At 52.1% G+C, this 16,048-nt stretch carries 9 protein-coding genes; 2 read left to right on the top strand and 7 right to left on the bottom strand.

Features of this window, described 5'->3' with window-relative positions; genetic code table 11:
* Positions 1 to 15 precede the first annotated feature (15 nt).
* From JKP77_RS12080 to xylB, 7 genes are all read right to left on the bottom strand, one after another.
* Positions 16 to 681, bottom strand: a complete 666-nt coding sequence (locus JKP77_RS12080) for a DUF6445 family protein (protein WP_218311484.1) — start codon at positions 679 to 681, stop codon at positions 16 to 18.
* Between the two features lie 2 nt (positions 682 to 683).
* Entirely contained in the window at positions 684 to 2,186 is a 1,503-nt protein-coding gene (locus JKP77_RS12085; protein WP_218311575.1) for a tryptophan halogenase family protein, read from the bottom strand.
* A 206-nt stretch (positions 2,187 to 2,392) separates the two neighbouring features.
* Complete coding sequence (locus JKP77_RS12090; protein WP_218311485.1) at positions 2,393 to 5,716, bottom strand: TonB-dependent receptor; 3,324 nt, start codon at positions 5,714 to 5,716, stop codon at positions 2,393 to 2,395.
* 424 nt (positions 5,717 to 6,140) lie between these two features.
* Positions 6,141 to 7,805: a glycoside hydrolase family 9 protein gene (locus tag JKP77_RS12095; RefSeq protein WP_218311486.1), complete on the bottom strand. Its 1,665-nt coding sequence runs from the start codon at positions 7,803 to 7,805 to the stop codon at positions 6,141 to 6,143.
* Between the two features lie 17 nt (positions 7,806 to 7,822).
* Positions 7,823 to 9,736 (bottom strand): sialate O-acetylesterase, encoded by a 1,914-nt coding sequence (locus JKP77_RS12100; protein ID WP_218311487.1) that lies wholly within the window; start codon positions 9,734 to 9,736, stop codon positions 7,823 to 7,825.
* A gap of 60 nt (positions 9,737 to 9,796) precedes the next feature.
* On the bottom strand, positions 9,797 to 11,116 hold the full coding sequence (gene xylA / locus JKP77_RS12105) for a xylose isomerase (protein ID WP_218311488.1): 1,320 nt from the start codon (positions 11,114 to 11,116) through the stop codon (positions 9,797 to 9,799).
* A 114-nt stretch (positions 11,117 to 11,230) separates the two neighbouring features.
* Positions 11,231 to 12,688 carry a xylulokinase gene (gene xylB / locus JKP77_RS12110; RefSeq protein WP_218311489.1) on the bottom strand — a complete coding sequence of 486 codons (1,458 nt, stop codon included), beginning with the start codon at positions 12,686 to 12,688 and terminating at the stop codon, positions 11,231 to 11,233.
* 172 nt (positions 12,689 to 12,860) lie between these two features.
* Between xylB and JKP77_RS12115 the strand changes: the two genes are divergently transcribed.
* Both JKP77_RS12115 and JKP77_RS12120 read left to right on the top strand, forming a co-directional pair.
* Positions 12,861 to 14,072: a XylR family transcriptional regulator gene (locus JKP77_RS12115; protein ID WP_218311490.1), complete on the top strand. Its 1,212-nt coding sequence runs from the start codon at positions 12,861 to 12,863 to the stop codon at positions 14,070 to 14,072.
* 323 nt (positions 14,073 to 14,395) lie between these two features.
* Positions 14,396 to 16,048 (top strand): glycoside hydrolase family 43 protein, encoded by a 1,653-nt coding sequence (locus JKP77_RS12120; protein WP_218311491.1) that lies wholly within the window; start codon positions 14,396 to 14,398, stop codon positions 16,046 to 16,048.

The following is a 16,048-nucleotide window of genomic DNA, read 5'->3' on the forward strand; positions in this document are numbered from 1 at the left end:
TTTCCAGGGAAAAGGTTAAGGCCGTAAAAACGCTGTCGCGGTAAACCGTCCCTGGAAGGGATCCATAACCGGACGAAAGCCAGCGCGAATATCACCGGAATGCAGCGAGCTGCACCGATAGGCAATAAGACGATTGAAGCGGGCATTTACTGAATAGATGCGTTCGAATAGCGGCGTGCTGCTGTGAATATAGTCCTGTGCAGGTGGATGGCGCTGAAGGTCCTGGTTCAGTGCAGGCAGATATTCCCGCTGGCGGCTTTCATCGATGTACTCAAAGCCGGTACGACGATGGCGGTAAAATGCGGTACCACCGTGCTCAGGTCCGCACAGATAATGCACCACGGCAATCTCGTCGGGTTTGGGTTGGTCGAAGTGTGGAACGCGCTGCATCGGCAATAGTTCACCGGGAGATTTCGTCACCATGGAAAAGTAACTCTCTCCCTGAGAAATAGCGGGTAAATCACACCCTGTCAGAACGATAGCTTTATTAATGATGTCTATCAGAAACCCGTTGTACATGTCCATCGTTCTGGCCCGCAGGCCAGGATAGAGACCATTTTCGAAAAGCTCGACACACTGGCTGACGGCCTGTTGCTTCAGTGCATCGGCCGCGGGGGCGGCGTCGTCAATGATAAGCACGGGCTGTAACTCCCGTCCTATTTGTGCAGTGTGTACTTCCATTGCTATTGCGTCATCTGGCAATGCTCACGAATGTAGTCATCGTGAGAGGGCATGTAGTCCGCCGACCGGCGTATCACGCCACGGATCTCTTCCAGACGATGCGCCAGTTGCTCGTCGGTATAGCGGTTGGCCAAAGCATGATAGCCCTTCGGACGCAGCCCTTGTCCGTACATGACTTCAAACCAGCTGATGTCGTTAAACAGTTCGTTGTTAAACCGGAAAATGCGACCGTTTTCCTCAAACAAATCCATTTTTCTCTGCAATTCGTCCGGGATATCCATGGTTTTGCAATAGCGCCAGAATGGGGTGTCGGTTCGGCTGGTAGCGTGATAATGCAGGATCAGAAAATCACGTATCGCCTCATATTCAAAACACATCTGGCGGTTAAATTCATCCACATCCTGTTGCGACTGACCCTGGTGAGGAAAGAAGCTGAAAAACTTGGAAATGGCTACCTGTATCAGGTGCAGGCTGGTGGACTCCAGTGGCTCCATGAAACCGGAGGATAAGCCAACTGCCAGACAGTTATGTGACCAGCTTTTACGACGCATGCCTGTTCTGAATTTGATCAGGCGCGGTTCACCCAGCATATCGCCGTCGAGGTTACTTTTGAGGATATCCAGCGCTTCGTCGTCGCTGATAAACTTGCTGCTGTACACATGACCGTTGCCGGTACGGTGCTGCAAAGGAATCCGCCATTGCCAGCCTGCTTTTTGCGCCGCTGCGCGCGTAAAGGGCCAGGGCTCACCATTACGTGCCGTACCCACTGTCACGGCGCGATCACACGGTAACCAGTGTTGCCAGTCGTCGAAACCGGCATTCAGTGTTTGCTCGATTAACAGTGCACGGAAGCCCGAACAATCGATAAAAAAGTCAGCTTCCAGCTTATCGCCGTTTTCCAGCGTCACACGTGCGATATCACCGTTCTCGTGTTGCTGTACCGTATCGACTTTTCCTTCAATACGCCTGACGCCCCAGCCCTCAGCCAGTTTGCGTAAATAGCGGGCGTAGAGTCCGGCGTCAAAGTGAAAGGCGTAGGCGATTTTTGACAGCGGCGAGTTTCCGGCATCAATAGGGCGCATAAATTTCTTCTGCAGGCATGCCTGTGACGCCAGCGAGTAATCGTCTAAGTCGCCGGCATGTCCTTGTTGCTGCATGCGTAACCAATATTGGTAAAAGTGCACGCCTTCCATGTTTTTGCCCAATTCACCGAACGCGTGGAAGTACTTGCTGCCAATTTTGTCCCAATCGGTAAACTGAATACCCAGCTTAAACGTGCCGCCGGTTTCTCTGACAAATTCATCCTCATCCAGCCCAATTAGATCGTTATACAACATTAGCTGTGGGATGGTGGCTTCGCCTACGCCCACGGTACCTATATCATCAGACTCGACCAGCGTTACCGCAGTCTTGCTGGTGTCCAGTAGCTTGCCAAGCGCTGCCGCTGTCATCCATCCGGCTGAGCCGCCACCTAAAATAAGTATGTGCTGTAAAGGTTTCACGATAATGCACTGCCTTTTACTGATTCTCCTGACGCTGCCGTCAGGCTGTTGGGTAGAGTATTATCCGCATTGTTACCCATGGCAATAAAACGGAAAAAGCAGGAAGCCCTTAACAGAGCTTCCTGCATATATAGCCAGCGTGGTCACCGATGAGCCTGAATGGGCACACATCCCCATCGGTGTGTCGCGTTAGCATGTGGGTTATGGCATCAGAAGTTTGCTCTGAGTACCAGTGCCACACGACGGTCGGCTATAAACCATGAACGACCGGCCTGAAGGCCTTCGTTATTCAATTGCATGATGGTTTCTGACTGCGCGTTCGTCAGGTTGGTACCCTGCAAGCCCACTGTGATGTGATCATTGATGTTGTAGAACACCGATCCATCAAGCTGTCCATGATCGTCGTACCAAAGCGGGGCTTTGGAGATAACATCACGTGTCGTCAGCAGGTAGCGCGAGCGCCAGTTATAGGCCAGACGGGCACTCCAGTCATCCTTTTCGTACATCACTACCAGGTTCGCGGTCTTTTTGGATTGTCCCTGTAACGGCACGTTATCCAGGTTCACGCGGATACCGGTATCGGTAAAATCATCGCCAACCCAGTCTTCGCTGTCAGCATCCACTTCATTGTTGGGCACACCGCCTGCATCAATGTAAGTGAAGGTAGCTTGCACACCGAAACCATTCCACGGCGATGGCAGCATATCGAAGAATTGCTGATAGGCTATCTCAATACCGTCCATTTTACCGTCGCCGCCGTTGGTAGTGCTGTTGAGCAGCACGGCCTGGGTTTGTCCGGTTTCCGGGTTGGTGTATTCACGCGCCGCTGCACCCTGAATAAAGTAGTTCTTCAGATCCTTATGGAATATTGTGGCACTCAACTGGCCGACATCGGCAAAATACCATTCCAGTGCAAAGTCGTACTGAATTGCCTCCATGGGCTCCAGGAACGGGTTACCACCAGAGCCTGTCCACGCAGGCACGTAGCTGTACTGGATAAGGTTTTCTTCCGGCGGTGGCGGATTTTCAGGATCGGTCTGCGGACGCACGCTGGTTACTGGTTCATTACCCAGTGTGGCGCGGTTTCTGACATCACCCATGTCCGGCAGTGCTACCGCTTTCGAGAAGGCGAAACGTGCTAATAGTTCGTCCGTCAGCTCCACTTTAATGTTGAAGCTGGGCAGGAACATATCAAACTCAGTTTCTGCTGCCAGTTGCTGCTCGGCGTCGTTACCGAATGCGCGGTCACCTTCAGACAAATAGTTAATTTGCTCGCCAATCCAGCGGTTTTCTTCCGCGTCTACCGCTTCCTCAAACGTGGCATAGTTGCCCGCTGCAATTTGCTCATTCACCCAGGCGGTTACGATTTCCGGCGTCAGGCGCTGTCCCTGTAACGACTCTGGTGGTGGGAAGTCAGGCAGCAGATCCGGGAAGGTAATAGCACCTTTCGCGGCTCTTTTCAGATTAACGTAACGCAGACCGATGTTACCGCTGTAGCGCAAGTCACCCGTCCCTTCGAAGTTCACGCGGACGTAAACGGCTTTGTTGGTTTCCTGCGTTGAATTGATTTCACCAGGGGTGAACAGGCCGAATTCTGCATCTACACCATCGCGGTCACGATAGGGTTCCCAGGTCCCGCCGGCAGTCATGTATGGCATCGCGCCGTTAATAATCGAGCGCACGTACGCTTCAGTGGCGTGAATGGTCTGGCCGCCTGGAATATTGGCAACGCCGCCACCGTGGAAATCTGTCCAGTCCACCAGTTCAAAGTTAGAACTGTCTACCGGGATCTGGTCAAGCCAGCCTGCCGGTGCAGCACTTGAGTATTCCGGACCCAACGCACCCCAGTTCCAGCTGGTCGAGCGGACGGTCTGGTCACGTTTTGCATAACGTGCACCGGCCTGAATAGACGTAATTAAACCCTCACTGTCAGGATAGTACTTAGCGTCAAAACGGATGGCTTTCGAGTCACCCTCGGAACGCTCCCAGTGGTCCATCGCGCTTCGCAGGAAATACGAGGTAGGATCCTGGAAGTAGTTGGTGTCGCCTGCCGGGTCGCCGGTGAAACCCGGGTAGTTACCTCCCTCGTATTCGCCGGGGTTGGCATCGCGATAACCAAAATACGGCTCCAGTAGTGCCATATTGGGTGTCGACGTCGTAACATCATAATACTGACCGGCAAAGGCGGCCGTGTGCACTACCAGGTCGTCATCAGAAGTTTCTGCTTTAACGTACTGCAGGTCTGTTGAGAGCTCGAGGTTTTCTGTGGCTTTCCATTCCAGATTAAATGAAATGTCTTCAACCAGCGTTTCGGTTTCCTTTACCCGCGAATCAAACTGCGTCGGATAACCAAATTGTGGGCGACCACCCGCTTCCCAGGAACGTATGATACGGTCGTTATTGCCGTCTGCGGCACGCCAGCCATCAGTACCCTGTGTCATGGTGCCGTTTTCGAACAAACCGTCTTCGTCGAAGGAGAACGATGTGCCCTCAAGCGGACGAGTACGGCGGCCATCAATAGCGTAGTAACCACCCTGATATTTTACCGCCTGCTCGTGCCAGGATAGGCGTGCGTCAGAGCGAATATACTGAATGGTACCCAGTAAGGTTTCATCTTCGTTTTGCCACTGCAGTGCACTGGCAATCCCTTTACGTTCACGATCATCAAACTTTTTCAGCAGGTTTGACGCGTTAGGCATCCACACCGTGCCTTCGCCGTCTTCACCAACGAACGCCTCTGCGCCTGCCAGATCGCGGGCGTAAAAAGGTACATAAGCATCTGACTGAATACCGTGAGACTCACCGTATAACTGGGAATGCGCGAAGTTAACTAAAAAGCCAACCTCGCCGCCATTGCGGATATCCCAGCGATCACTGAATAGACCGGAATAGGTAGGGCTGCCTTCTTCAGCCAAATCGCCATAAGAGTAGTCGCCGCTGAATGCCAGTACGCGATCTTCTGAGTCGAAGGGCTTGCGGGTACGCAGGCTGACCGTACCACCAATGCCGCCTTCAATCATGTCGGCTGTCTGGTTTTTGTATACATCAACCCCGCCCATCAGCTCGGGCGAGACATCCTGAAATGATAAGCCGCGACCGCTGTTAGCTGTAAATGAATCGCGACCGTTAAATTCACTTCGGGTTTGCGTCATACCACGGATAATTGCGCCACTGCCTTCCACACTGAAGTGGTCAGGATCATCCGGACCGGCAAAGCGTTCTACGTTTACCCCAGGCAAGCGCTGAATGGCTTCAAGAACGCTTCGGTCTGGCAACGAGCCAATGTCCTCGGCGGTAATCGCATCGACTACCGTATCTGACATCCGCTTTAAATTCTGTGCACTGTTAAGGTTACCGCGTATCCCTTTAACTTCGATAACCTCTACAGATTCATCTTCTTCTTCCTCGGCGTCGGTTTCTGGTGCTTCCTGCGCATAGGCGGTGTGCAGAACAGAGACCAGCGATAACGCCAGCAAGGACTTTCTGAATTTCCTGTTCGGACCAAAATGATGGTCCTGTTTCGACATCTTCATGTGTTACCCCAGACGAATTATTGGTATTACCTGCTACCCATCGTATGGGGCGCAGTCACTTTTATTCTTGGGGTAAATTTTGTGCGATGGGGGCAGGGCAATCAACGAAAGTCATAAATATCACAATAGCAAAAACATAAATCGCAACATTTGATTAACACTTTATGGGTCGTTGCTTAAAAAAGTAATGCAAATCATGCCTCTGGTGAGTGCCTAATTGTTAACTTTTTGCTTTTTACTCTGTGTGAGGAGGGCGCGGGGCGTGATATCTGGCCAGTGTCGCCAGCGTCGTAATGAAAATAAGGCCGGGTGAAAAACCGTAACCGCAAGGAAGTGTTAAGTAATTCGTTGATGAGCCAAAGCGAAAGCCTAATCCCGGAGCCGGGCGGCACGTCAGCCGCCTGCTCAGAGAATGAAAGCGACGTTAATTGTCGCTAATAACGCTGGCGAGTACATACACCAGTGGCGCATTCCAGTTGATAGTAATTTCGTTGGTTGAATAACTACACCAGTCGTCCAGGTATGAGGTAGCCGGTAAATCAGAAGAATACTGACAGCCGTCCTGATGCCCGTTCTGCGGTCCGCCGGCTAGCCAGCCGGGTACCGGATCAGCAATACCATCCGCCTCAGAGGGGCGATGATGAATAAAACGTGGTGAGTTGACACCAAACCCGGTAACAAAGCTGTAGCCTGTAGGGTTGCGCCCGCCCACGTAATCGAGCAGCGCCAGTGCGGCCGTTCGGTATGCCTGTTTACCCGTTAACGCAAAGGCGTTTTCAAGCAGCATGGCTTTGTTCATCATCACAGCATTGCTTCCCCAGACAAAATCTTTTGTCACAGCCGGAACGCGAAATGCGTTGGCTTCCATGATAGCTACCTGCTGGTCGGCAAACCGGGTAAACCGGCTACTAATAGCCTTGTAGTCGCTGTCAGTCAGAAGTGCTTTAGCATCCCGCAATAATGACAAATAGCTCAGGCCGGTTACGTTTGCCCATGATGGGGTGGATACGCCGGATAAGCTGCTTGTCAGTTCTGCAAGCCTATCCGCATCCTGGCGGCTGATAGCGTATTCAATGGCAGCCCAGGTATGCTCATCGGATAGTACGTTGTCACCGTACTGGCCTGTTTTTACGTTATCTTCATTGGTGTAATAACGCGCCGGGTTCGCTTTTGCCCATGCCAGTGCGCGATCTGCCCGGCTTAGGTAATCATCACGACGTTCATCAAACACGCGGGCAGCCACTGACATCACGGCAGCGAAGTTCAGTGCAGCAGCAGTGCTCTTTGCGGTTGCGTAGCGGGTGGCAGTTGCTGCTTCTGGCATCACCGGCCCGGAGAAATTCAGCGTGGTCAGTTTATGAAACACCCCACCGTCGCTGTCCTGCATAGTGATCATCCAGTCCAGATTCCATAAAATCTCATCCAGCAGGTCTGCCCGTTCATTGGTTGACTCGGGAATATTCCAGTGTCGGCTGTTATAGAATTCGGTGTTATCGAGATAGGCTCGCAGTAGCGTGTAGGTAGAAATACCCGAGTTCACAATATATTTGTTGTAGTCACCGGCATCGTACCAGCCTTTGCTACGGTCTGTCGGCGCAGCGTCAGGTTCGCCCAGTATCAGCGTCTGCATGTCCGGGTGGCCGGCGGCGCGGTGCCATTTTCCGGCAAAAGCCTGATCCAGCGCCATGCCTGCGCGATTATAGTAATAGGCTTTAATCGCGGCATCGTGAAGGGCCCCATAGGGATCGGACTTCACAGTAAATATCACAGGTTCGGTACCATCTACACTAAGCCGATATTCGCCAGGCGTTGTGATGGCTGACAGATCTGCCAGTGAAACACGCATACCCGCATCATCCCAGGTGCCTGACGGTTGGGTGTTACCGGACAATGGCTGGGCGCCGTCATTCAGGCGGGTTACTGTAAACGGAGACGGGGACGCATTGGCAATCACTGCGAGTTTGTTCTGCTTGGGGGTAAAACCCCACTGATTGAGATAAACATTGTCTGCAGATGCAGCTGTCATAGAAAGTGAGCTGAGTGCAAAAGCCAAAAGGCATGTCAGACGCTGTTTTTGAGTTATTTTCATCACGTTTCTCGACCTGGTTACTGCAAAGAAAGTTCAAAGGGAGCCAGCGGCCATCCCTCGGCATCGGTGATCTTGTAAATCGGATTATCAGCCCACGCGTAGCGCACAGTCACTGGTTTGTCGACGTTATCGCTGTGCAGTGTGAAACGGTTGCCGTCACGCTCAAGCGTAGCCCAGTGATATTCACCGTTTTCACCGGCAAGGGTAAAGCCGGAGTGGGCAGTGGTGAGCATTCTCAGCCCCTGAGGATCAGTAATCGTCAACTCCACTGAGCTTCCATTCACCGCTGCGCTTTGTACCTGTGGCCCACTTATATTGACGTCTCGCTGATAAACAGCATGTTGCGCCTGCTTGGCCAGGCGCTCACCGACAACCCGCTTGTTAACCGGATGAATATCGTTGTATTCGCCAGCATCGATGGTCGTTACCACATAGGCATTCGGTGTAGTGGCGGCCTGTGCCTGTTCATCGCGAAGCTGTGCCCAGTGACTTTGCTCCGGGCCGGTTTGCGGTGTCATATAATTGGTAAGCTGAACCAGAAAAAAGGGCAGGTCCGGTTGTTCCCATGCCTGTCGCCAGTCGTCCATCATCGCCAGCATTTTTTCGGCGTAGGTGTCTGGCTCACCGGTATTGGATTCGCCCTGATACCAAAGCACACCTGACAGCGGGAAGTCAGTAAGCGGGGCAATCATGGCGTGATACAAGCCGGTTGGCTTCCAGCGAATGAAGGTTTGCGTGGGCGCGGCTTCGTCCATGGTTGCGGCCTGTTTATAATGCCATTCACCGGCTAAAGAAATACGTTGCGTGTCAGTTCCCAGAAAGAAGGCTTTATCTGGGAAGAACTCAGTGTTTCCGTTATTGGCGATAACGCGCACCGTGATCGTGTTGTCGCCTTTGCGCAATACATTCTGAGGTACAGTATAGCGCCGCGGCGGATAGTGATATGTGGTGTTTCCGATACGTGTGCCGTTTACCCAAACCTCATCTGCATCGCGGATCCTTCCCAGGCGCAGTATCATCGGGTGCTCAGGTGTCCGTGACAACGACACGGTTTTCTTTGCCCACCAACTGCCGGTAAAGCCCGCTTGAGTAAAGTCAGGTCTGCCAGGTACGGTAAAGGTTTTCCAGTCACTGGTGTCGGCGGATTCTGCATACCAGGGAGTGTCATCGTTTAATCCGGCATCGCGATTTGCCAGTGTACTGTGCCAGTCTTGCGCGGCGGCCTGATCCGCTTGCTGAGTTTGCTCTATAAATGCATCATCCTTAAACGGTGCGGCAGCCTCAAGCGCTTGTGGATACGGGGTAAGCAGACGAGGTGCCATCCACGCCTCAATCGGCGAGCCACCCAGCGAGGCATTGACTATCCCGATGGGCACACCTTCGTAACGATGAAGATGACGCGCAAAATAAAAGCCTACTGCGGACAGTGAGCGGATGTGTTCTGCCTGGGCCTTTTTCCACTGGCTCTCGCCAGGCTCAGACAGCGGTTTGGTAAAATCAAATGCATCGGGTACGGTAAATTCGCGTATCTGCGCATAGTCCGCCTGCGCAACGTCTTCCGGATAAGCTTCTTCTGTGCGCGCCAGCGTCAGTTCCATATTCGACTGCCCGGATGTCAGGTACACATCGCCAAAATACACATCGCTGATCGCAAGCGAGACGTTTTTACCTTCTACCGAAATTGTGTGTGGACCACCGGCCTGTTGCGCCGGAATGGCTAACGACCATCGTCCGTTTTGTACATCGGCGCTGCCAATAATCTCGTTATTCAGACGCAGTGTCAGTGTGTCGGTGTCGTCACTGAAAACGACAACCGGAACATCAGCGTGTCGTTGTAATATGGCGCTATCGGTGAAAAGTGGATGAAAGTGTGTTGCTGCCAGTGCGGGAATAGAAAGTAAGCTAAGCAGAGTGGTAGTGATAAGGCGCATAACGGGGTCCCTGAAAGCAAAAACGTGCAGCGAAGGCTGCACGTTTTTTTAAAGGCAAGGTTATTTGAACAGAACCTGATTAACCTGATTTTCCAGCAACTCCTGCTGACCGGAAACATGTTTAGGATCAAGGTTATTGTCCTGCGTGTAAGCTGCCAGTGATTCCAGACTGAAGCCGCCGGTGGCAATTTTGCTGCCGAAATCGCCGTCCCAACCCTGATAACGCTTCGCTTTGGCATTGCCAATGAAGTCGTTCTCAATCATGGCTGCGGCTTTTTTCAGACCCAGCGCACAGGTATCCATACCACCGATATGGCCGTGGAACAGATCCGCTGCATCGATACTCTGACGACGAAGCTTAGTGTCAAAGTTAAAGCCGCCAGACGTGTAACCGCCGTTCTTCAGAATTTCGTAACAGATCAGCGTCATTTCTTCCACGCTGTTCGGGAACTGGTCAGTATCCCAACCCAGTTGCGCATCGCCGCGGTTAGCATCAATAGAACCAAAGATACCCAGCGCAAATGCAGTAGCAATTTCGTGATGGAAAGAGTGACCAGATAAGGTCGCGTGGTTAGCTTCAATGTTGACGGCGAACTCGTTTTCCAGACCGAATTCTTTTAAGAAGCCATATACCGTAGCCGTATCGTAGTCGTACTGGTGCTTCGTCGGCTCCTGTGGTTTTGGTTCAATAAGCAGCAGGCCATCAAAGCCAATTTTGTGCTTATGCTCAACCACCATGTTCATGAAACGACCCAGGTTGTTGCGCTCGCGCTTTAAGTCTGTGTTAAGCAGGGTTTCGTAACCTTCACGACCACCCCACAGTACATAGTTCGCGCCGCCCAGTTTCTTGGTGGCGTTCATAGCGTGGAATACCTGCGTAGCAGCGCGTGCGAAAATTTCCGGATCCGGATTCGTCGATGCGCCAGACATGTAGCGTGGGTTACTGAATACGTTCGCCGTACCCCATAACAGCTTCATGCCGGTTTCTTCCTGCTTGGCTGCAAGCACGTCAGTCATTTCAGAGAAATTGTTCACGTAGTCTTTGATGGTGTCACCTTCCGGTGCCACGTCTACGTCGTGGAAGCAGTAATATGGCGCGCCCAGCTTGGCGAAAAAGTCAAATGCCACGTCTGCTTTCTGTTTGGCACGCTCCATGGCGTCGCCTGGCTGTAGCCACGGGCGGTTAAAGGTTGAGCCACCGAATACATCGGCACCGTCCCAACAGAAGTTATGCCAGTAGCAGCTGGCAAAACGCAGGTGCTCTTCCATGGTTTTGCCGAGGACTTTTTCTTGTGCATTGTAGTGTTTAAAAGCCAGCGGATTTGTTGAGTCCGGGCCTTCATATTGAATTGGCGCTATGTCGTTAAAATAATTTGCCATGAGTCACTCCTTAATGAGTCTGTGGCGTGCATGAAACGTGTACCGCAATGGTAAAGACACTACCCGCCACAACAATTATGTAAATTGGATAAACTTTTGTGTTTTTTAGTCGGCTCAGAAATGAGGCTCGACGGCGAAATAAAGCTCCCGGAATTTCTGGCGTCGCTTCAGATACACATCAAAATGTGAATGGTCCGGTTCGAAACTTTTCACCAGCTTGGGGAACGGACAAATATACGAGGGCTTAATTTCCGGATTCATCGCAAGGTGGGCCAGCCTGGCTGCACCTAATGCCGGACCTACATCGCCGCTCTGCCGAAGGTTCATGGCCAGACCGCTGACATTTGCCAGCATCTGGCACCAGTAACTGCTTCTGACACCGCCACCAATCAGGCTGATGCCATCGGCTTGCACGCCACAGCCATGCACGGCGTCAATGCCATCGGCCAGCGCCATAGACACGCCCTCCATCACAGCACGTCCCATGTGAGCACGGGTGGTGGCTGCGCTTATTCCGAAAAACATGCCTTTCGCTGACGGATTGTTGTGAGGCGTACGCTCACCGGTAAGGTAAGGCAAAAAGTACGGGGTGGCGTCATCATCAATGCCGGAGTTGTTTTCTATATCGGCCGTAAGCTCACCCACATCCTTATAGCCTGCATTGGCTGCATACCATTGCAAACAGCTTGCTGCGCTTAGCATTACCGACATCAGGTGCCAGCGATCGGGCAGGGCGTGACAGAAACTGTGTACGGCAGACTCTGCATTGCTGCGGAACTCTCGGGTAACAGCAAAATAGACGCCTGAGGTACCCAGCGATAACATCGCTTGTCCGGGGTTAATGATGCCGCAACCAATTGCTCCGGCGGCGTTATCGCCAGCGCCGGCAACCAGTTTTACGTCTCGCATTCCCCAGCGCTGGCTTAACGAGGGCAGAAGTGTGCCGGTTACCTGATTGCCTTCGAACAGGGCGGGCATTTGCTGACGGGTCAGGCCGCAGGCTTCAAGTAGTGAGTCATCCCAGTCGCGCTTGCCAACGTCCAGCCAGATGGTGCCAGCAGCGTCGGACATATCGCTGGCAAAGTCGCCGCTAAGCTTATAGCGCAGGTAATCTTTTGGCAGCAATACCTTGTTGATGCGTTTGAAAATATCCGGCTCGTGGTGTTTTACCCACAGTAACTTGGGCGCGGTAAAGCCTGGCATCACCAGGTTACCCGTGATTTCTGTCACTGATGGCACAGCTTCTGAGAGCTCTTTGCATTCAGCCTCACAGCGACCATCGTTCCACAAAATGGCGGGGCGCAATACGTTTCCGCCCTTGTCGAGGAGGGTGGCACCATGCATCTGACCAGCAAAACCAATCGCGCTTACCGGCGCCAGATTGTGCTCTTTACTTAATGAATCAAGACAATCACACGTTGCCTGCCACCAGTCCTGAGGATTTTGTTCGGACCATAAGGGCTTGGGAAGAGAAAGATCCAGGCGAGTGCTGGCACTGGCGATAAGTTCGCCGTCGGTGTTGGTCAGAATGACTTTGACACCGGAAGTGCCTAAATCGATACCTATGAACATGTCATTTCGCTAAAACGGTTTTGGTTGTGCCTAATGCTGATTACCAAATAACAAAAGGACAATTACGATTTTTTGTAATTTTTTTGTTAATTCAGATTAACTGAGCTACTATCACCCTGCCTGAAAAATATCATAACAATTTTTATTTAATTTAGTTTTTTGCGGGGCACACATGTTTGCAAATAAACACAGTATCACCATGCTGTTTAACGCCAATAAGGTGTATGACAGACAAATCATCGAAGGTATTGGTAGTTACCTGCAGTCATCAAAGGCCGACTGGGACCTGTATCTTGAAGAAGATTTCATGGCCCGGCTTGACCATCTTGATGAATGGAGTGGCGACGGGATTATTGCCGATTACGACAATCCCGAAATCCAGGTTGCTCTGCAAAAAGCCAAGGTTCCCGTTGTCGGGGTAGGCGGGTCGTACCGTAATCCTGAGGACTACCCGGATGTGCCTTATGTGGCAACAGATAACTTCGAGCTGGTGAACGCAGCGTTTCAGCACCTTCGTCAAAAAGGGATCCAGCGTTTTGCCTTTTATGGTGCGCCGGTAGACGAGCATCACCGCTGGGCCCAGGAGCGCGAAAATGCGATGCTGGAACTTACCGCAAAAGAGGGCTACGAATGCTACGTCTATCGCGGCCATCCGGTACGACCAGAAACCTGGCAGTATACTATTAAGCGTCTGGCTGACTGGCTGAAAAGTCTGCCCACGCCGATTGGGATTGTGGCAGTGACCGATGCGCGTGCACGCCATTTGCTGCAGGTGAGCGATCACATAGGCATGTTGATCCCGGACAGAATGGCGGTTGTGGGAATTGATGATGACGAAATCGCGCGCTTTTTAAGTCGCGTAAGCTTAAGCTCCGTCAAGCAGGGCTGCTTCGAAATGGGCTTTCAGTCTGCCAAGTTCCTGCACAAAATTCTGCAGGGATACAAAGGGCCCAAGCGACCTATTCTGGTGCCGCCGGAGCGTGTGGCCGAACGACAGTCTACAGATTTCAAAGCCATTGCCGATCCGCACGTGATGCAGGCAATGCATTTTATTCGTCAGAATGCTTGTCGCGGGATTAAAGTGGATCAGGTACTGGATTACGTCGGCGTTTCCCGTTCGAATCTGGAAAACCGTTTCAAAGACGAACGTGGACACAGCATTCACACAGAAATTCACAACGAAAAGTTGCTGAAAGCCTGCAAAATGCTGCGGGAAACGGACGAATCGACAGCGCAAATCGCTAAGATTTGTGGCTATCCGTCACTGCAGTACATGTATGCGGTATTCAAAAAGCATTACCAGAAAACCCCGATCGAGTACCGTGATTCCATGAAGCCCGCCTCTACGGAAGTGGAACTGGAAATGGTGAAAACCATTCTGTAGCGGCACAAAGGAATGGGCGGGTCGTCAGCGCTGAGGACAGCAAGTGTCCCGTGCTCTCAATACTGCCTCGCCCTGCCGTAGTGCCGAAACCTGTGCACACGCAATCGCCCTGCGACTTTTCTCCTACAGACAGGAAACCACCTGTCTGTCTTTTTTGTTTCCCTTAATCTGCAGCCCGTAAGCCAGCAGACTCCGCCCGCTACTGTGGCGTAGTAAAATGTAAAAAAACAAAAACAGAGCGGGAAATCGTAATCCGGATAATTTGAACTGGCTGGTATGAAGCCGTTACATTCTGCGTACTTACAGGTTCTGGGAATGAAATTATGGCTCGACGCGCGTCTTCGATAGCAACGATAGTACTGGGTTCACTGTTACCCGCATTCACTGCACAGGCAACAGCAACGTTTTCGTGGTTTGATTATCAGGCGTCTGATACCACATCGCAGGTAGAGCAAGGCCAATTCAGCAATCCTATCCTTCCCGGATTTTATCCCGACCCCAGCATTACGCGCAAAGATGACACCTATTATCTGGTCAACTCTTCATTTGCCTACACTCCTGGGCTGCCCATTTTTGAAAGCCAGGATCTGGTGCACTGGGAACTGGCAGGACATGCCCTGAACCGGCCCTCGCAAGTCACGTTTGAAAACCTGAATACGTCGCGGGGGATTTTCGCGCCGACAATCCGCTATCACGACGGGCTGTTTTACATTATCACCACGGCGGTCGACGCTGGCGGTAATTTCATTATCACGGCTGAGGATCCTGCCGGTCCCTGGTCCGATCCGGTATGGTTGCCGGAAGTAGGGGGTATCGACCCGGATTTATTCGTTGATGAGGATGGTCGGGCGTACATTGCACACAACGATGCGCCTCCCGGTGAGCCCTTGTATGACGGGCATCGTGCAGTGTGGTTATGGGAGATTGATTTAGACACACTAAAAGTGAAAAAGGACTCACGCAAGTTACTGATAAACGGTGGCGTGGATATATCAAAGCAACCGGTGTGGATTGAAGGACCGCATATTTATCGTGTGAACGGTTGGTATTATCTGACCTGTGCAGAAGGTGGCACCAGTGTGAATCACTCACAGGTAGTGTTTCGCACACGCAGCTTGAGTGAGCCCTTCGTCCCTTATGAAAATAATCCGATCCTCACGCAGCGGGACCGCCCGCAATCGGATATTACCTCAACCGGGCATGCGGACTTTATTCAGACGCCACAAGGCGACTGGTGGTCTGTGTTTCTGGCTACCCGCCCTTACGAAGGCAATCACTATAATACCGGGCGTGAGACCTTTATTTTGCCGCTTACCTGGAAGGAGGAATGGCCACATATCCTGCCTGCTGGTGAGCCGGTTCCCACAACGTTGCCCATGCCCGTTGGTGTAGCAACCGATAAGGCTACCTTTGCCGAGCGCAGCCGCCACTTTCGGGATGATTTTGATAGCACGGCACTGGACCCGCAATGGCTGGGCTTAAATACGTTTGAACGCGGTTGGGCAGCGACTGAAAAAAGTGCGCTGACATTACAACCTGTGACGACGTCGCTGCGCAATGCCGAACAGTCTGCATTTTTGGGAAAACGCCAGCAGCATATGCAGTTCTCTGCCAGTACACAGCTTGAAGGAGCCGAACCGGGCACCACGGCAGGCCTGGTCGTGTTTCAGAACCGCCGGTATCACTACTTTCTGGGGGTTGAACAAACTGACACCCAGCGCATCGTGTTTTTGGAGAAAGTTGAAGACGGAAAGGTGACACGACTGCACGAGACTGAGCTGAATGGGTCCGGAGCCTTGATACTGAGGGTAGAAAATCAGGAAAAAACACTGCAGTTTTCGGTTAAGGACGTTGCCGGGAACAAGCAAATGACTATCGGTGAGCCTCAGCCGGCGACGTTGGTAAGTACCCAGAGTGCGGGTGGGTTTGTCGGTGCACTGATTGGCCTGCACGCAAGAACGTCAGCCGGAGAATAG

The organism is Alteromonas antoniana, assembly GCF_019249295.1.
Taxonomy (GTDB): Bacteria; Pseudomonadota; Gammaproteobacteria; order Enterobacterales; family Alteromonadaceae; genus Alteromonas; species Alteromonas antoniana.